General features: G+C 54.4%; 13 protein-coding genes. 8 read left to right on the plus strand and 5 right to left on the minus strand.

Annotation, left to right across the window (positions count from 1 at the left end):
* Nucleotides 1-34: 34 nt before the first annotated feature.
* Complete coding sequence (locus HZS79_RS10820; RefSeq protein ID WP_162217733.1) at nt 35-2,215, minus strand: OsmC domain/YcaO domain-containing protein; 2,181 nt, start codon at nt 2,213-2,215, stop codon at nt 35-37.
* 175 nt (nt 2,216-2,390) lie between these two features.
* On the opposite strand from HZS79_RS10820, the gene HZS79_RS10825 reads away from it, so the two are divergent.
* Nucleotides 2,391-3,194, plus strand: coding sequence for a helix-turn-helix domain-containing protein (locus HZS79_RS10825; RefSeq protein ID WP_162217732.1), 804 nt, complete (start codon nt 2,391-2,393; stop codon nt 3,192-3,194).
* Nucleotides 3,195-3,210: 16 nt separating this feature from the next.
* Here HZS79_RS10825 and HZS79_RS10830 read toward each other — a convergent pair whose 3' ends face one another.
* The gene (locus HZS79_RS10830) at nt 3,211-3,807 is read right to left on the minus strand and encodes a TetR/AcrR family transcriptional regulator (RefSeq protein ID WP_162217731.1); all 597 of its coding nucleotides are present in this window, start codon (nt 3,805-3,807) and stop codon (nt 3,211-3,213) included.
* Nucleotides 3,808-3,999: 192 nt separating this feature from the next.
* On the opposite strand from HZS79_RS10830, the gene HZS79_RS10835 reads away from it, so the two are divergent.
* Genes HZS79_RS10835 through HZS79_RS10850 form a run of 4 tightly spaced genes read left to right on the plus strand, consistent with a single transcriptional unit; the run spans nt 4,000 to nt 10,452 of the window.
* Nucleotides 4,000-5,202 (plus strand): efflux RND transporter periplasmic adaptor subunit, encoded by a 1,203-nt coding sequence (locus tag HZS79_RS10835; protein ID WP_162217730.1) that lies wholly within the window; start codon nt 4,000-4,002, stop codon nt 5,200-5,202.
* Nucleotides 5,199-8,297, plus strand: a complete 3,099-nt coding sequence (locus HZS79_RS10840) for an efflux RND transporter permease subunit (RefSeq protein WP_162217729.1) — start codon at nt 5,199-5,201, stop codon at nt 8,295-8,297. The genes HZS79_RS10835 and HZS79_RS10840 overlap by 4 nt, the downstream gene beginning before the upstream one ends.
* A complete protein-coding gene (locus HZS79_RS10845; protein ID WP_162217728.1) occupies nt 8,297-9,724 on the plus strand; it encodes an ATP-binding protein in 1,428 nt (475 codons plus the stop codon). Before HZS79_RS10840 ends, HZS79_RS10845 begins: the two co-directional genes overlap by 1 nt.
* A gap of 17 nt (nt 9,725-9,741) precedes the next feature.
* Entirely contained in the window at nt 9,742-10,452 is a 711-nt protein-coding gene (locus tag HZS79_RS10850; protein WP_162217727.1) for a response regulator, read from the plus strand.
* Here the strand turns inward: HZS79_RS10850 and HZS79_RS10855 are convergent.
* A complete protein-coding gene (locus HZS79_RS10855) occupies nt 10,437-11,402 on the minus strand; it encodes an alpha/beta hydrolase (protein ID WP_179927861.1) in 966 nt (321 codons plus the stop codon). The two genes, HZS79_RS10850 and HZS79_RS10855, sit on opposite strands and share 16 nt — an antisense overlap.
* Nucleotides 11,403-11,571: 169 nt before the next feature.
* Here HZS79_RS10855 and HZS79_RS10860 point away from each other — a divergent pair, with 169 nt between their 5' ends.
* Nucleotides 11,572-12,000, plus strand: a complete 429-nt coding sequence (locus HZS79_RS10860; protein ID WP_246311453.1) for a type 2 periplasmic-binding domain-containing protein — start codon at nt 11,572-11,574, stop codon at nt 11,998-12,000.
* A 204-nt stretch (nt 12,001-12,204) separates the two neighbouring features.
* Nucleotides 12,205-14,253 (plus strand): choline BCCT transporter BetT, encoded by a 2,049-nt coding sequence (gene betT, locus HZS79_RS10865; RefSeq protein ID WP_179927862.1) that lies wholly within the window; start codon nt 12,205-12,207, stop codon nt 14,251-14,253.
* A 90-nt stretch (nt 14,254-14,343) separates the two neighbouring features.
* Here betT and adhP read toward each other — a convergent pair whose 3' ends face one another.
* Both adhP and exaC read right to left on the minus strand, forming a co-directional pair.
* Nucleotides 14,344-15,372: an alcohol dehydrogenase AdhP gene (gene adhP, locus HZS79_RS10870; RefSeq protein WP_179927863.1), complete on the minus strand. Its 1,029-nt coding sequence runs from the start codon at nt 15,370-15,372 to the stop codon at nt 14,344-14,346.
* A 123-nt stretch (nt 15,373-15,495) separates the two neighbouring features.
* Nucleotides 15,496-17,016, minus strand: coding sequence for an acetaldehyde dehydrogenase ExaC (exaC, locus tag HZS79_RS10875; RefSeq protein WP_162217724.1), 1,521 nt, complete (start codon nt 17,014-17,016; stop codon nt 15,496-15,498).
* A 119-nt stretch (nt 17,017-17,135) separates the two neighbouring features.
* Here exaC and HZS79_RS10880 point away from each other — a divergent pair, with 119 nt between their 5' ends.
* Nucleotides 17,136-17,819 (plus strand): response regulator, encoded by a 684-nt coding sequence (locus HZS79_RS10880; RefSeq protein ID WP_179927864.1) that lies wholly within the window; start codon nt 17,136-17,138, stop codon nt 17,817-17,819.
* Nucleotides 17,820-17,862 lie beyond the last annotated feature (43 nt).

Genomic DNA, 17,862 nt, shown 5'->3' on the forward strand with positions numbered 1-17,862 from the left:
CTTTTGATGCAGTCAGATGGGGGCTCGCTTTTTACTAAACCGCTCTCTCTGCCCGAGCAGCATGGAGCTTTTTATAACTTTCAATCAGGCGCAGGTGGCGGTCTAAGCCTTCCAACTGCATATTAGTAGGCGTTAGGCCATGGAAACGCACCTCGCCACTCACCGAACCAACAACGGCTGCCATCGTGGTTTCGCCAAACATACGCTGGAAATTGGGCAGGTAATCGTCGAGTTCCAGCTCATCATCCAGCGTAATCTCTAACACCGCGTTTACCGCCTGATAGAACAGACCGCGCTCAACGGTATTATCGTTGTACTGCAGGAACATCTGCACGCAGTCCAGCGCCTCTTCATGGCGTTGCAACGCAAGGTAAACCAGCAGCTTCAGTTCTAGGATCGTTAGCTGCCCCCACACGGTGTTCTCATCGAACTCAATACCAATCAGCGTGATGATATCGGCGTGGTCATCCATCTGGCTCTCTTCCAGCCGTTCGACCAGATCGGTGAGCTGATCGTCATCCAAGCGGTGCAGATTGAGAATATCTTCGCGGTAGTCCAACGCTTTATTGGTGTTATCCCAGATCAAGTCTTCAATGGGGTACACTTCCGAGTAGCCCGGCACCAAAATTCGGCAGACTGGCGCGCCCAGGTCTTCGTGTACTGCCATGTAGACTTCGGCCCCCAACTCCTCAAAAATGCCAAACAGTGTCTCGGCCTCTTCCTCATTGCTGCCAGAGAAGTCCCATTCGCTGAACTCAAAATCGGGCTTGGCACTAAAGAAGCGCCAGGAAACCACGCCAAAAGAGTCAATAAAGTGCTCAACAAAGTTGTTAGGTTCAGCCACGGTTTGCGAGTTAAACGTCGGTAGCGGCAGATCGTTTAGCCCTTCGAAGCTGCGACCTTGCAACAGCTCGGTCAAGCTGCGCTCCAGCGCCACTTCAAAGCTTGGGTGCGCGCCAAACGAAGCAAATACGCCGCCGGTACGTGGGTTCATCAAGGTCACACACATTACCGGGAACTGCCCGCCCATAGAGGCATCTTTTACCAACACGGGGAAACCCTGAGCTTCCAAGGCGTTAATGCCTTCCACGATATTCGGGTATTTTGCCAGCACCTCTTGGGGTACATCCGGCAGGGTTAACTCCTGCTCGAGGATTTCACGCTTCACCGCCCGTTCGAAGATTTCCGACAAGCACTGCACCTGGGCTTCCACCAGGGTGTTGCCGGCACTCATGCCATTACTTAGGAATAGGTTTTCAATTAAGTTGGAAGGGAAGTAGACCGCTTCCCCATCGGATTGACGCACAAACGGGAGCGATACAATGCCGCGGTCTTCACGGCCAGAATTGGTATCGATCAGGTGTGAGCCACGCAACTCGCCTTCTGGGTTGTAAATGTCGCGGCAGTGTTCGTCGAGGATTTCAGCGGGGAGCTCATCGTTCGGCCCCGGCTGAAACCACTTTTCATTGGGATAGTGAACAAAGTCGCTGTTGGCAATTTCTTCACCGAAGTACTGGTCGTTATAAAAGAAGTTGCAGCTTAAGCGCTCAATAAACTCGCCCAGCGCCGAACACAACGCGCTCTCTTTGGTAGCCCCTTTACCGTTGGTAAAACACATTGGCGAGGCGGCATCGCGAATATGTAGTGACCAGACGTGGGGCACGATATTACGCCAGGAGGCGATCTCGATTTTCATGCCCAGGTCAGCCAGCATCGCGCTCATATTGGCAATGGTCTGCTCCAGCGGCAGGTCCTTACCAGGAATGTAGGTGCAACTGCCTTCCGGGGCGCCCATCAGCAGCGCCTGGGCGTCCTCGTCGATGTTTTCTACCGTCTCGATCTGAAACTCGGGGCCGGTTTGAACGACTTTCTTCACCGTGCAGCGGTCGATAGAACGCAAAATGCCCTGACGATCCTTTTCAGAAATATCTTCCGGCAGCTCGACCTGGATTTTGAAAATCTGCTTATAACGATCTTCTGGGTCGACGATATTGTTCTGGGACAGGCGAATATTCTCGGTAGGAATATCCCGTGCGTTGCAGTAGACCTTAACAAAGTAAGCGGCACACATCGCCGACGACGCCAGAAAATAATCGAACGGACCAGGAGCCGAGCCATCGCCTTTATAGCGAATCGGCTGATCGGAGATAACGGTGAAATCGTCGAACTTGGCCTCTAAGCGGAGGTTGTCGAGATAATTGACTTTAATTTCCATGAACGGGCATCCGGAGCAATGAGTGTGCCTCGGCTATGAAAAAAATAAGCCGATAGGCGGATTGCTACCCATTATCCAGTTTTTCACCCGCTTCGTCTTGGGAAGCATTGCACTGACTGGCCCAAAGCGTCACATTAGCCGCACCGCCGCTTTCTGAGAACGTTGAAACTACCCCATGCATGATGATTTTGTGGCTAACTTACGCTTGCTGTGCAGCTACTATCCGTCTATTGCGGACGTTTGCCGCCGCTTATCCATTAACCGTGCTCAATTCAACCGCTACCTCAGTGGTCGCTATTATCCTAGCCATGCCGCACTGCAGCGTATTTGCCACTTTTTTGGGGTAACGCCAGAAGATATCGCTCTGCCTCACCACGATTTCCGAGCGCTGGTGCAAACTGGCCAACTCAATGCGGATACTTCGCCGAGCACGCTACCTTGGCCCAATGCACTAATTCAGCGGGGTAGCGAGGGCATGGAACGCTATCTGGGTCGCTACTTCGAGCTTTATCACTCGATGTCCCGCCCTGGGCATTTGATGCGCACGCTGGTGTGCTTGGAAGCCAGAGAAGGTGGGGTGGTGTACCAGCGCACAGAAAGAATGCACGTTGCTCCAGACACACGCCCTTGCCATAACCGCTATGTGGGAACCGCCGTTAAACTTGCAGACCGGCTATTTTTAGTCGACCACGAAACACTGAATGGTCATGAAATTACCCAAACCATTCTGTTTCCCAGCTTCCAAAGCCAGGTGACTCGTTTAACGGGGTTAAAAATGGGCGTCGCAGACAACAGTGAGCGGATGCCCTGCTGCGTAAGGGTGGTATATCAGCGGCTAAATGAACAGGTAAGCCTTCGTTCCGCATTGGCACAGTGTGGCTTGCTGTCACTAGACGACCCATCATTAGATGATGCACTGCTAGCAGCGGTGCGTAACGACGTGAACAGCGAAGAACATCATTTTCGCGCACGCCATTAACTTATTATTCACTAGACTAACGAGCTACCGGTGGTGTCAGAATATGATTGAACAAAATCGTCTCAAAGTGCTCCATAGGGACAATCGATTTAAGCGTTTTAGCGCGTAAAATAGCCCCCTCCCAACCCGAAAGTATAAAGCTGGCCAACGCCTCTGGGGCAATCGCTGTATCGATATCACCTCGCTCTTGGGCATATTTCAAGCACGCGACAAAGTGTTTTTCCCAGCGCTGGAACACTAGGTTGAGCGCATCGCGAAACGTATCGCTCTGACCTGAAAGCTCCTGCCCCAGGTTGCCAATCAAGCAGCCGGTGGCGTGATCGCAACTCAGCATATGCTCACGCCCAGAGGCGAAGTAACGTCGTAGGCGCTCTAACGGCGGCAGTGAAACATCTTCAAACAGCGCGGCCAAGCTTTCATCGTACTGGCTGGCAAAGCGCTCGATGACCGCCAAACCAAAGTCTTCTTTGCTGGAAAAATAGTGGTAAAACGATCCTTTAGGCACACCGCATGCTTTTAAAACGGCATTAATACCCGTCGCATTATAGCCCTGCTGAGCAATCAGCTCGGCACCGGTATCAATTAATTTATCGCGGGTAGCGGTGTTTTTCATAACGTCACGTTAGCTAGGAAGTGGATCGCTTTTCAAAAAATAATGGCAGGTTTAGTTACCTTTGCCAGCGAAAAAAGGTTGCACACTATTTGCACATTGTTTACCTAATCGCTGCTTGCCAATCAGTGATGCTAGCATGATACGCCATTTTCTCTGGAATTTTCGCCCTCAGCCAACGGATGCCGCGCGGCAATGACCCCTTCTCGCTCTTACGCTATCTATCAACAAGGCCGTGTCGGTTTCGGTGCACTGGCTGCACTGCTGGTATTCGCCTGCGGATTAGCCCTGGCTTGGTGGATTATTAGCCAGCCACCGCGCGTTGAACGCCGCCCACCTCCACCGGCTACGCCTCCTCTCGTCGATGTTCTCATTGCTGAAGAGCGTTTGCAGTCCCCTACACTCAACGGCTTTGGACGGGTAGAAGCAGAGAAATCCACCATGCTAGCAAGCCGAGTTGCTGGCCAGCTAGAACGCTTTGGCGAGGGGGTTCTCCCAGGTCAGGTCGTCGAACAAGGGGCACCGGTTGCCTATATCGACCAGGCAGATTTACGCCTCATACTAGAAGATGCCGAAGCGCAACTGGTCAACGCCCAGGCCCAGCTGGCGCTGGAGCAGGCAGAGCAGCAACGCGCACGCAGCGAATATGAGTCGTTTGGCCGCCAGCTTAGCGCTGAACGACGCGCATTGGTGCTGCGTGAACCTCAGTTGCGCCAAGCCCAAGCTCAACTTACCCAGGCTCGCGTCGTACGCGATCAGGCAGCGCTAAACTTAGCGCGCGCGACATTAACCTCTCCCTGGCGAGCAGTGGTGCAAGACCGTTTGGTCGGTGCAGGCAGCCTATTGAGCCAAGGCACTGAAGTCCTCAACTTGGTTGGTGTCGAGCAGTTCTGGGTACGTGCGTCGCTGTCAGGGGATACACTAGGCTGGCTAACGACAGGCAGCCACGTCACTCTTTCCAGCCAGGGATGGCCAGAAGAAACCAGCCGAGAAGGCACGCTGGTCTCTATTTTGCCAAACCTGGAAGAGAACGGCCTGCAGGCACAGTTACTCATTGCAGTGGATGACCCCCTAGCGCTTGAACAAGCAGGCCCTGCCCTGCGCCTTGGCGATATCCTTCGCGTAACATTTCACAGCTCAGCCCAGGAGCCGCTAATCGCCTTGCCCTCCGCAGCGCTGCGCCCAGGCGAGCAGGTATGGTGGGTAGACGAAGACGATCGCTTACGCAGTACTGTCGTTACGCTGGCCTATCGCGGCCAAGAGGAGGCCCTGATACGCAGCGGCCTAGAAGCCGGCCAGCGTATTGTCGTCGCGGGTCTGGCACAACCCAGGGAAGGCCAGCAGGTGCGGGTTCGCCAACGAGGAGATACCCCTGCTCGTGACGAGGCGAGCCAATGATCCGCCGTGGCCCGTTAGCGTGGATGGTCGATCATGGCGTTGCCCCCAACCTGATGATGGTGCTGTTCATCGTTGGCGGGCTAATGGCTTCACTGGCGATTAAAAAAGAAGTCTTTCCAGAATTCGAAACGGATATTATCCAGGTTAGCATCAGCTACCCGGGCGCCACGCCGGAAGACGTTGAGCAGAGCCTTCTGCTACCTGTTGAAGCCGCCATTGCTGACGTGGAAGGCATCGATGAGTTAACCGCCAGTGCTAGCGAAGGCAGCAGCATGGTGCGCGCCACGCTTATTGATGGCGTGGATGTGATGCGCGTCTACCAGGATATTCAGCAGGCGGTCAATGCGATTACCACCCTGCCCAACGCGGCCGACCCGCCGCGCTTTACCTTGGCAGGTCGTTCCCGCAGCGTGGTCAGCCTCCAAGTGTACGGTTCGGTGGGCCTAGCGGCTCTCCACGACGCAGCAGAGGATGTCCGCGCCGAGCTCCAGGCCACCAGCGGCATCTCCCGCGCCGAGCTCTCCGGCAATCGCGACCGGGAAATCCAGGTGCTTTTGGATGAAGAAGCTATTGAGCGCTTTGGGTTAGATCACCAGCAGCTTGCCAGCCGTATCGCCGAAGAAGCACTCGATCTCGCCAGCGGTCAATTGACAACTGCCGAAGGTGAATGGCTGATTCGCTACCAAGGACGACGCAACAGCGCAGCTGAGTTTGCCGCGCTACCGATTCTTACGACTGCCCAGGGAACCCCAGTGTTACTCGGCGACATCGCCCGCGTGGGTGAAGGTTTTGCTGAGACTGACCGAGAAGAGTTCTACAACGGCCAGCAGGCACTATCGGTCGATATCTATCAAATTGGTGGACAAACCCCCACCAGCATTTCCCAAGCGGTTTACGGTGAGCTTGAACGACTGCGCGCTAACCTGCCAGACGGTGTCAGCCTGGACGTTTCCAGAGATAGCTCGGAAATCTATGAAGATCGACTTAACCTGCTACTAAAAAACGCCTGGCTCGGCTTGGCGCTCGTGCTAGTACTCATGGCGCTATTTCTTGAGGCACGGCTGGCATTCTGGGTAACACTGGGCATTCCTACCGCATTTTTGGGCGCGATGTTGTTTCTGCCCTGGATTGGCGTGTCCCTCAATATGATGTCGATGTTTGCCTTTATCATCGCCCTTGGCATCGTCGTGGACGACGCCATCATGGTCGGTGAAAACATCTACAGTTACCGTGAACAGGGCTACTCCTTGCGCGATGCTGCGGTGAAAGGTGCCCAGGAAATTGCCACGCCACTCACTTTTGCGATTCTATCCAATATTGTCGCTTTCCTGCCGCTGCTGTTTTTACCTGGCTTTTTAGGGCTTATTTTTGCCACCGTGCCGGTGGTGGTCATCACCGTGTTTATAATTTCCCTGGTGGAAGCCCTGTTCATTTTGCCCGCTCATCTCGCCCACGCCAGCAAGCCCCGCAAAACGCCAGTATGGCAGCGTCCCATTGAAGCAGTACGTCTGCGCATGCAACGGGGCCTGCATCACTTTACTTACCAGCAATTTGAACCATTTTTACAGCGCGCACTTAACCAGCGTTTGCTGACGCTCTCCCTAGGGGTTGCCTTGCTGTGCGTCGCACTAGCGTGGGCAATGAGCGGACGGCTAGGCTTTTCACTCATGCCCAGGGTGGAGTCTGATCAAGTGCAAGCGAGCGTTACCCTGCCGATTGGTAGCCACATCAGCGTTAGCCGCGAGCTGAGCCAACAGCTGCTACACGCCGCTGGGCAGCTTAGCGAAAGAGAGGATACCCTCCGCTTTAGCAGCTCGCGTAGCCGTTTAGATGGTGAAAGTCTCTCTGTGCGTTTAGACATTGCCAGTGAAAGCTTGGATGATTGGCCCCCATCGCGCATTGCGCGAGAGTGGCGCGAACTCACCGGCGATTTAGTGGGGGCTCAATCGGTACGCTTTGAATCGGATTTTGGTGGCCCCGGCAGTGGTGCCGCGCTTAGCCTACGGCTGTCTCATCCCAATACTCAGATACTGGAAGCGGCGGCAGCACGGCTGGCTGAGCAGCTGGCCGAATACGGCTTAACCGATATCGACAGTGGCCTGGGTGACGGAAAACCGCAGCTTGAAATGCGACTTTCCGCGGAAGGGCGTGCCCTGGGGCTAACTGGCAGTGACTTGGCCCAGGCACTGCGAAGCCCACTGCAAGGCGCGACAGCGATTGAGCAGTTTGTAGGGCGTCGTGAAGTCAGCGTTGAGGTCCGACTCCCCCCAGAGGATCGCGATAGTCTCAATGAGTTATATCGCCTGCCAGTGCGCACCCCCGATGGCCTAAGCGTACCGCTTGCCCGCGTGGCGGATATCACTTTAAGCCAAGCCTCTAGCAGCCTTCAGCGTATCGACGGTCGGCGGATCATCACGGTGACCGCAGACTCTGAGGGGGATCAAGCCATTAACCAAGTGCTTGCCACACTGCAAGAAGACGTCTTCCCTACGCTCAGCAATACGTGGCCAGGGCTTGAAGTCAGCCTGGGCGGCCGCCAGCAGGATACGGCGGACAACCTAGCCACACTACGAACCGCTATGTGGTTGATGTTAGCCGCGCTGTACGCCTTGCTAGCAATTCCCTTTAAAAGTTACCTGCAACCATTGCTGGTACTCGCCGCCATTCCCTTTGGTATTGTGGGCGCGGTGGCAGGCCACATGATCATGGGCTTTGGGCTATCGATTATCAGCCTGTTGGGGATGCTGGCACTTTCCGGTGTGGTGATTAATGATGCCCTGGTGCTGATTGATTACGCTAACCGCAAACGTCGTGAGGGCATGGGTGCCCGCGAAGCGATCGTCGCCGCGGCGACGCGCCGCCTACGGCCGATCATGATGACCACACTCACCACGTTTTTAGGCTTGGCACCGATGATTCTAGAAACCTCTCGCCAAGCGCGCTTTATGATTCCAATGGCCATATCGTTAGGCTTTGGCATGCTGTTTGCCACGGTTATTTTACTAGTAGTGGTGCCCTGCTTGTATCTAGGCCTGGAAAACCTGCGTGAGCAACTCAACAAGCCACACCCACCCAGCCCAGAAGGAGCCAGTTAATGCCACGGTTGCTAGCCTCTCTGCGTCAGTGGCGCCCCTCACGGCTTGGGCTAAAGCTTTTTGTGGCTATTTTAAGTGTCAACGTGGCGATTGCTGCCAGCGTTTTCTTAGCCGTTTCCTACAGCATCGACCGCGGTTTTCTTGATTACCTTAACCAAGCCCAAGAACGCCGTGCCACACTGTTGGCGGATGGGCTGATTACTCGCTGGGAAACCCAAAGCAGTTGGGAATGGTTAGCACAGTCGCCCGAACGCTGGCCCTATATTGTGCGCTTTGAGCTTGGCCAAGAGCACCGTGACCGCCCCTCCCCCTTGGGTGAAGCCCAGGACTTTGCCCTACGCAATCACGATGGTCATTTCGTTGTGCCACCGGTTGATGCTCCCCGAGGCTCTAACGATTGGCGCTGGCTTACGTTGTACAGTGAACACAATGAGAACGGCAAAAGCCAGCCAATCGGCGCATTAGGGTTTCGCCCCCCGCAGCATATGATGGAACGTATGGAGAGCCGCTTCCTAGAACGCCAACAACGCAACTTGGTCGTGATTGTCATTTCACTCGGTCTCGCCTCGTTACTACTCGCTGGCGGGCTCTCCTGGTGGCTGGGACGCCGAACGCGGGCATTAGCGGGTGCCACGCAGCGCCTAACCGAAGGCGATTACCATACGCGCTTGTCAGAGCGTGGCCGTGATGAACTATCTAGCTTAGCCAGAGACTTCAACGTCCTAGCGGCTACCCTGGAAGCCAGCCGCGATGCCAGAGCACGATGGGTATCCGATACAGCCCATGAGCTTCGCACCCCCTTAGCAGTCCTGCGCGGTGAAATTGAGGCCATGCAAGACGGCATTCGCCCCCTCAATCAGGAAAACCTCACGTCGCTAGCCCAAGAGGTTGCCCAGTTAGAGCGGCTGGTCAACGACTTGCGGATGCTATCCCAAAGTGATGCGGGGGCACTCGATATCCAACTAGCCCCCATGAACCTGAGCGAGCACCTGGAGAGCCGCCTAAGCGACGCAAACCGCTGGCTAGAAGAGAGCGGTTTACAGCTTACCGGCCAGCTTGCGCCTTCGATCAGGATACGCGGTGACGCCCAGCGCCTTCGCCAACTATGGAACAACCTGCTGGATAACAGCTGTGCCTACACCCAGTCGCCTGGCGAACTCAGCGTTTCCCTTGCAAGCGACGCTCGCTTCGCTGTGGTTGTGTGGCAAGACAGTTCCCCAGGCGTTCCTGAAAGCGAACTTTCTCGCCTAACCGAGCGTCTTTATCGCGTAGAAGGTTCGCGCAACCGAGCCAGTGGCGGCAGCGGTTTAGGACTCTCTATCGCGAGTGCCCTGGTGAGCGCCCATGGTGGCTCCCTTGAGGCCAGCACCTCGCCACTTGGTGGATTACGCTGGACACTGCGCTTTCCACTGTTTACTGCACCTTAACCCTAAGCGAGCCGACAATGACTCAGATAACCACGACCCACGAAGCCTCGTTGCTCGTCGTTGAGGATGAACCCAAAATTGCCCGCCTAATGGCGGACTACCTTGAAAGTCACAACTTTACTACGACGATCATTGCCCATGGCAACGATGTCGTACCCTGGCTGGCTCAGCACAGCCCCGCGCTGGTGCTGCTGGACGTGATGCTGCCAGGAAAAGATGGCCTCACACTTTGCCGAGAGATTCGCCAGCAATGGCCAAACCTCCCTATCATTATGGTGACTGCCAAAGTAGAAGAGGTGGACCGCCTGCTAGGCCTAGAGCTTGGCGCTGATGACTATATTTGCAAGCCATTCAGCCCCCGCGAAGTGGTCGCCCGTGTCAAAGCCGTGCTGCGCCGAAGCCATGCGGAGAGCGCGCCGCCAACCGCTACTCACCAAACACCCGTAACGTTAGATGAGGAAGGCTGGCAGGCGCTTGCCAATGGCCAGGACTTGGGGCTCACTGCTGTCGAATTCCAGCTGCTAAAGGTCATGATGCAGTCGCCAGGGCGTATCTTCAGTCGTGAGCAGCTAATGGATCACATGTATCGCGACAACCGTATCGTCTCGGAGCGCACCGTCGACAGCCATATCAAAAAGCTGCGCAAAAAAATCACTGAGGCACTACCTGAACAGGACATTATCCGCTCGGTATATGGGGTCGGTTACAAGTATCAGCCAGAAGGATAAAGCTTCTGTCTACTTTTACTATCTGGCTGAACCTGGCGATTCAAAAAGGCGATGCCCGCATCAATTGCACTTCGCCTGAACAAAAAACTGGCGAAATGACCACGCCCGCGCTGAAGATACAGTTCACTTTCAACCCCTTGGGCGTTTAACGCTTGATAAAAATCGGTCGCATGGTCCACCGGTACTAACTGATCCCAGCTACCGTGAAACAGAAAAAATGGTGGTGCTTGATCGGTGATTTGCCGTGCTGGCGAAGCCAACGCATACGCCTCAGGCTTTTCAGCGCGGGTGCCGCCAATAAAGTCGACCACCAAGCGGCCATCGTTAAACTTCAGTAAGTCACTGGGCAAACCGCCTGCTAAGACAGCGGCTAACCGTGTGTGCTCACCACCATGGGGAGCGGCAAGCGGACCCTCACTGCCAGACAAAGCCAGCAGGCTTATTAAATGCGCACCAGATGAGAACCCAACCCCCACAATTCGCTCAACATCTACTTGCCATTGGTCGGCGTTGCTATGCAGCCAGGCCATTGCCTGCTGCAAATCGTGCAGCTGTTCGGGGAAACGATACTCAGGTGAAAAGCGGTGCTCGATATTAACCGTGACATAGCCCTGCTGCGCCAGCTGCTCTGCAATGCCTTCCATATCCGCTGGGCCACGGTTTCGCCAGCCGCCGCCATGCACAATCAGCGCGGCGGGGCGGCGTTCAACGCCTGGGGTATTCGGTAACAAAACCTGGGCATTAAGCACTTCAGGCCAATCTACGGGGGTATAACGCTGTGGAGCTAAACGGGTAAAGGTAAACGTCTCCTGCTGTAATAAGGCTTGCTCAATAGCGGGGACTCCCTGGGTAGTCTGATGGATTGAACCACAGCCGCCGAGCACTAAAATAAGCGTACTTAGGCTCAAGTAACGGCTAAGGTACCGGTGAATCACATGAGCATCTGGCATTCCAGCCTCCTCAATAAGATGGGCCCTCACCCATGTCAGTGTGACCGCACAAGCCACTTTAAGATCACGGTTGTTGCACACTTTGTGCAACGAGCTTGCACCTAGCCGTTAGATAGTGTCATCGTCAATGAATCATCATTCACCTAGCCAGTTTGTTAAGAGGTACGCCATGAACATGTCACTACGCCAACTGTTTGCGCCCGCCTTGCTCGCCATGGCTTTAATGCCGATGGCGTTCAGCGCCCAGGCGGGTCACCATAAAGACCATGACGGGCACGGATATGACCGAGCGCAAATGGCCGAACGCATGCAAGAGCGCCGCCAGGATGCCTACCAGCGCGCGGAGCTTAGCGAAGAACAGCGTGCCGCGCTTGATGAAGCACATGCCGAACATCGTGATGCCATGCTGTCGCTGCGTGAGGAGCATCATGCTCGGGTGGCTGAGATCTTAACGGAAGAAGAACAGCAAGCGCTGCGTAATGCGATGCATGAGATACATGCAGAGGCATATGATGAAAAAGCTCGTAGCCAACGTGGTCATGGTAAGCACCGTCACGGTAACCACAGTGAACCTGCAGAAGAAACCAGCACCGAGTAAGCGTTTATTTAACGTCAAGCATCTCTTAAGCGCCCGGCCTAGCCGGGCGTACTTGTTTCTATACTACGGTGGCGAGCTCTTTTCGAACCGGCGGCAAGCTACCCATCAACTTGAAGTAAGGGGTTAAACCGCGTATTTTATTTGAACGTTCATTCAAAAATAATGATCTGTACATTCTTGTCTTAACAACAGGAGTCCGCCTCCATGGCGAAAGACAACCCCACTACCCCCTCACGTGACCGCCTAAACCCCGTGGTTTTCCACGGCAGTGTGGCGGGCATTCTCATTTTCCTAGTGTTAACCATGCTCTTCACCGAGCAAGCGGGTGCCTTTTTTGATGCAGGCCTCGCCTGGGTAAGTAAAACCTTCGGCTGGTATTACATGCTAGCCATTGTGGCTTATCTGGTCTTTGTGGTGATTATTGGCATGTCGCGCTTCGGCAGTATTCGCCTTGGCCCCGATCACTCACGACCTGAGTTTTCGCTATTATCGTGGTCAGCCATGCTATTTGCTGCAGGCATCGGTATTGATCTGCTGTTTTTCAGTGTTGCTGAGCCGGTTGCCCACTACTTGGCTCCACCTGATTTAACACCAGAAAGCCAAGCAGCCATGCGTCAAGCCGTCGTTCAAACCTATCTGCACTGGGGGCTTTCCGGTTGGGGGCTGTACGTGTTGATGGGTATGGCGCTGGCTTACTTCAGTTACCGCCACCGCCTACCACTGGCTATTCGTAGCGCACTTTATCCCTTACTGGGCAAGCGTATTCACGGCCCCATTGGCAACGCGGTCGACATTACAGCGGTTATTTCTACCGTCTTCGGCATTGCAACCAGCTTGGGTATCGGCGTTCTTCAGTTGAACTATGGCTTGAACTATATGTTCGACGTGCCAGAGACCCTGACCGTACAGATCATCCTGATTGCCCTGGTCGTCATTCTAGCCACTATTTCTGTGGTCACCGGTGTTGAAAAGGGTATTCGCCGCTTATCCGAGTTCAATATGCTGCTGGCACTCGGCCTAATGCTGTTTGTACTCTTTTCAGGCGATACGCTAGTGCTGCTTGATAAAGTCGTGAACAACGCTGGCGATTATCTGTCTGGCTTTGTCGCCGCAAGCTTTGACACCTATGCGTTTGCCGATGAAGGTGCTCAAGAGTGGAAGATGTGGTGGACGATCTTCTTCTGGGGCTGGTGGATCGCGTGGACGCCGTTTGTTGGCCTGTTCTTGGCGCGTATTTCCCGTGGTCGTACCATCCGTCAGTTTGTCGCGGGCGCGCTGTTCATTCCGCTGGCATTTATGATGGTATGGATGTCTATTTTCGGTAACAGCGGTATTGATCTGGTGGCCAACCAAGGGGTTGCCACGCTTGGCGAGCAAGCACTGAACACTCCACAAACAACCCTTTATACGCTGCTTGAGTACTACCCTTACGTGGGCATTACAGCGGCTGTCGTAACGGTCTTGGGGATTGTGTTCTTTATTACCTCTGCGGACTCCGGTGCGCTGGTACTGGCCAACTTCACCTCTATTTTGAGTGACGTTAACCACGACGCGCCAGTGCGCCTGCGTATCTTCTGGTCAGCCGTGATTGGGTTAATCACAATTGCATTGCTAATGGCAGGTGGCTTAAACGCTCTGCAAAGTGCCGTGGTGATTACTGCACTGCCATTCTCCGTGGTGATTTTCGCGATTATGGTGGGCACCTATAAAGCACTCAAGCTAGAGGGTAGTAAAGCCGACGCACGCCGCATGATCGCGGGTAGTGCCCCAGGCGGCGACTGGCGTGAGCGCCTGGATCGCGCGCTGGACACCTCCAACCGTGCGGGTGCAGCGGCGACCATCGAGCACTCCATTCGCCCAGCGATGACACAGTTTGCTCAAGAGCTTGAAAGCCGTGGTCAAACCGCCAACGTCACTGAAGAGCATGTGGATGGCGAGTCGCTTCCCAACCTAACGCTGCAAGTCGACTTTGGCGATGCCACCAGCTTTGTGTATCAAGTATGTCCGCACCGCATGCGTACCCCAAGCTTCATCCCAGCAGATGACGACTTCTATGTACGCTTGGACGTGTACCTAGCAGAAGGTGGCCAGGATAAAGACTTGAATGGCTACACCCGTGGCCAAGTGATTGGTGATCTTGTGGCAGAGTATGAACGCCACCTGCACTTCCTAACGCTGGCCGGTCAGCAAATGGGCCATGTTCAGGCGATGCCTGGCACTATTGGCGAGCCCCCAGAAGACGCCCAGATGTAACAACGGTGCTCATACGTGCGTCATAAACCCCGACCCAAATGGGTCGGGGTTTGTTGTTGTGTGCATTGAACCAGAGTTGTTCGCGCTGCATCAGCCCGCCATATCTAGCACAATGCGGCCTTCTATCTTGCCATCGATCATACGCTGGAAGACGTCATTGATATTGTCTAGCGTGTCAGTCGCGACTGTCGCTTTAACTTTACCTTCAGCGGCGAAATCCAGCGCCTCTTGTAGGTCACTGCGCGTGCCCACAATAGAGCCGCGAATGGTAATACCGTTAAGCACGGTGCTAAAAATTGGCAGTGGAAAGTCACCCGGCGGTAAGCCATTGAGTACCAGCGTGCCACCACGGCGCAGCATGTTCTGCGCTTGATCAAACGCCTTCGGCGATACCGCTGTGACCAAGGCACCGTGGGCACCACCAATCGTTTTCTTCAGATACGCCGCTGGGTCAGTTTTCATGGCGTTAACGGTCACCGTGGCGCCCAGTCGTTCGGCTAACGCTAGTTTACCGTCGTCGATATCAACGGCGGCGACATTCAGCCCCATTGCCCTAGCGTACTGCACCGCCATATGCCCTAAGCCGCCGACACCAGAGATAACCACCCACTGGCCAGGGCGCGTGTCGGTCATTTTCAAGCCTTTATAGACCGTCACCCCCGCACACAATACTGGGGCTATTTCAGTGAAATCAACGGCATCTGGCAGGCGACCCACATAGCCCGCATCCGCCAAGGTATAGTCAGCAAACCCGCCATTGACCGAGTAACCGGTATTCTGCTGGGACTCGCACAACGTTTCCCACCCGCCCAAACAGTGTTCACAGTAACCACAAGCAGAGTAGAGCCACGGCACGCCGATACGATCCCCCTCTTTCACATGAGAGACGCCTTCGCCCACAGCCACTATATGCCCTACGCCTTCATGCCCTGGAATAAAGGGCGGTGACGGTTTCACCGGCCAATCACCATGTGCAGCGTGCAAATCAGTATGGCAAACGCCCGACGCTGCCACTTTCATCAGCACTTCTCCCTGCTTGGGACGAGGCACCGATACTTCCTCTATTGATAATGGCTGACCGAACTCACGTACGACTGCCGCTCGCATTGTATTATCCATGATGCAACTCCTGATGGTTGTCGATGTGGCAGCTTATGGCTGCTCTTATCGTTAGAGTAAGCGTCAAGGGAGCAACAAAATGCCCGGCAGCGTGGCCGGGCGGTATCACTGCAAAACAGCGTATTAGAAGAAACCTAGCGGGTTGATATCGTAACTCACTAGCAGGTTCTTGGTTTGCTGATAGTGCTCAAGCGCTACTTTGTGAGTTTCGCGACCTACGCCTGATTTCTTATAACCACCAAACGCGGCGTGGGCAGGATACTGGTGGTAGCAGTTGGTCCATACGCGTCCCGCTTGAATGCCACGGCCCATACGGAAGGCGACGTTGATATCACGGCTCCATACGCCTGCACCCAAACCAAATTCGGTGTCGTTGGCAATGGCCAGCGCTTCTTCTTCATCTTTGAAAGTAGTCACAGCGACCACAGGACCAAAGATCTCCTCCTGGAAAACACGCATCTTATTGTTGCCTTTGAGCAGCGTTGGCTGGATGTAGTAACCGCCATTGATGCTGTCATCCAGGCTCTCTTTATCACCGCCAGACAGGAACTCAGCGCCTTCGTCGCGCGCGATATCCATGTACGACATAATTTTGTCGAACTGCTCTTGAGACGCCTGAGCACCTACTTGCACATCGGTGTCCAGCGGGTTGCCACGCTTGATCGTTTTCGTCCTCTCAATCACCTTGGCCATAAATTCGTCGTACATGCTCTCTTGAATCAACGCACGAGAAGGACAGGTGCATACTTCACCTTGGTTGAAGAATGCCAGCACCAAACCTTCGACGGCTTTATCAATAAACGTCGGCTCGGCATTCATGATGTCAGCAAAATAGATGTTGGGCGACTTACCACCTAGCTCTACGGTGGAAGGGATAATATTTTCAGCAGCGCATTTTAGAATGTGCGCACCCACCGGCGTTGAGCCAGTAAAGGCAATCTTGGCGATGCGCTTGCTGGTGGCAAGTGCTTGGCCCGCTTCAGCACCAAATCCATTAACGACATTCAGTACGCCGGGTGGCAGCAAGTCGCCAATAACTTCCATGACTTTCAAGATGGAAGCAGGGGTTTGCTCAGCTGGCTTCAGTATGACGCAGTTACCCGCGGCAAGTGCAGGGCCAAGCTTCCAAGCAGCCATGAGAATCGGGAAGTTCCAGGGAATAATCTGACCGACAACGCCCAACGGTTCATGGAAGTGGTAGGCAACCGTGTTGGCATCGATATCCGCGGCCGTGCCCTCTTGTGAACGCAGGCAACCAGCAAAGTAGCGGAAGTGGTCAACGGCAAGTGGAATATCAGCGTTCAAGGTTTCGCGAACCGCTTTACCATTATCCCAGGTTTCAGCCACCGCCAGCATTTCAAGGTTTTGCTCGAGGCGGTCAGCAATCTTAAGTAGGATATTACTGCGCTCTTGCGCAGAGGTTTTACCCCAGGCTGGGGCTGCTTTATGAGCTGCATCCAGCGCTTTCTCGATATCTTCAGCGCTGGAGCGAGGAATTTCGCAGAATACTTGGCCGTTAACAGGACTGATATTGTCAAAGTACTGGCCGTTGACGGGGGGAACAAACTCACCGCCGATATAGTTGCCGAAGCGTTTTTCAAAGGACACAACGGAACCAGCGTCACCCGGATTGGCGTAGATCATGGTACAGCTCCTGAGTATTATGATTATTAAATAAGGTGCCTACCCAGTGTTGGCTACATACATCCTTTGCGATATAGCCCGATGGCAGGACGCACCCTCATCCCTTGGTAGGAGACGCCATGTACTCGCTGTTAGTGGCAGATGACCATCCGCTGTTTCGCGATGCGTTGCACGCGGTGATTAGCGCCGGATTAACAGATACCCAACTGCTGGAATCGGACAGTCTGGCAGCGGCGATTCGTATGATAGACACTCACGACGAGCTGGATCTTCTCTTGCTCGATTTAAGCCTCCCCGATGCAGATGGCTTAGAGGGGCTTAAAATACTGAGGAACCGATTCCCATGGCTGCCAGTGGCGATTGTGTCGGCACAACAAGAGCGCCAACTGGTGTTAGATGCGATTACCCAAGGTGCCGTCGGTTATATCCCAAAATCCACCCCACGAGAGCAGCTATTAGCAGCCCTCAATCAGATTCTACAAGGGCAACTTTATTTGCCGGCGGATATCATGCGCCGCCCTCCTCCTCGCCTGGAGCCGTCGTCCGTGACACCTTCGCAAGAGGTGTCACGCGAACGCCTGACACGCTTAACCGACAAGCAATTAGATGTATTGAGCTGCATGGCCCAAGGGATGTCGAACAAGCAGATCGCTCGGGAGCTGTTGATTGCAGAAACGACGGTTAAAACACATGTCTCGGCTATTTTACGCAAACTTGGCGCCACCAGCCGTGTACATGCCATCGTGATCGCAGGAGAAGAAGAATTAAGCACCTACCTCGCTCGGCGCCCCTCTGAGCACTAAAGAGGTAGGGGTAGCGCTAGCACTAAAAGGGTAGCGCGATGGT

The sequence above is a fragment of the Vreelandella zhaodongensis genome (assembly GCF_013415115.1).
Taxonomy (GTDB): Bacteria; Pseudomonadota; Gammaproteobacteria; order Pseudomonadales; family Halomonadaceae; genus Vreelandella; species Vreelandella zhaodongensis.

What these genes read in the sequence shown, in the direction of transcription:
- exaC (WP_162217724.1), bottom strand. Translation starts at nt 17,016, where the DNA reads ATGATCTACGCCAATCCGGGTGACGCTGGTTCCGTTGTGTCCTTTGAA.
- HZS79_RS10845 (WP_162217728.1), top strand. Translation starts at nt 8,297, where the DNA reads ATGCCACGGTTGCTAGCCTCTCTGCGTCAGTGGCGCCCCTCACGGCTT.
- HZS79_RS10825 (WP_162217732.1), top strand. Translation starts at nt 2,391, where the DNA reads ATGCATGATGATTTTGTGGCTAACTTACGCTTGCTGTGCAGCTACTAT.
- HZS79_RS10820 (WP_162217733.1), bottom strand. Translation starts at nt 2,215, where the DNA reads ATGGAAATTAAAGTCAATTATCTCGACAACCTCCGCTTAGAGGCCAAG.
- betT (WP_179927862.1), top strand. Translation starts at nt 12,205, where the DNA reads ATGGCGAAAGACAACCCCACTACCCCCTCACGTGACCGCCTAAACCCC.
- HZS79_RS10840 (WP_162217729.1), top strand. Translation starts at nt 5,199, where the DNA reads ATGATCCGCCGTGGCCCGTTAGCGTGGATGGTCGATCATGGCGTTGCC.
- HZS79_RS10855 (WP_179927861.1), bottom strand. Translation starts at nt 11,402, where the DNA reads ATGCCAGATGCTCATGTGATTCACCGGTACCTTAGCCGTTACTTGAGC.
- HZS79_RS10850 (WP_162217727.1), top strand. Translation starts at nt 9,742, where the DNA reads ATGACTCAGATAACCACGACCCACGAAGCCTCGTTGCTCGTCGTTGAG.
- HZS79_RS10830 (WP_162217731.1), bottom strand. Translation starts at nt 3,807, where the DNA reads ATGAAAAACACCGCTACCCGCGATAAATTAATTGATACCGGTGCCGAG.
- HZS79_RS10835 (WP_162217730.1), top strand. Translation starts at nt 4,000, where the DNA reads ATGACCCCTTCTCGCTCTTACGCTATCTATCAACAAGGCCGTGTCGGT.
- adhP (WP_179927863.1), bottom strand. Translation starts at nt 15,372, where the DNA reads ATGGATAATACAATGCGAGCGGCAGTCGTACGTGAGTTCGGTCAGCCA.
- HZS79_RS10860 (WP_246311453.1), top strand. Translation starts at nt 11,572, where the DNA reads ATGAACATGTCACTACGCCAACTGTTTGCGCCCGCCTTGCTCGCCATG.
- HZS79_RS10880 (WP_179927864.1), top strand. Translation starts at nt 17,136, where the DNA reads ATGTACTCGCTGTTAGTGGCAGATGACCATCCGCTGTTTCGCGATGCG.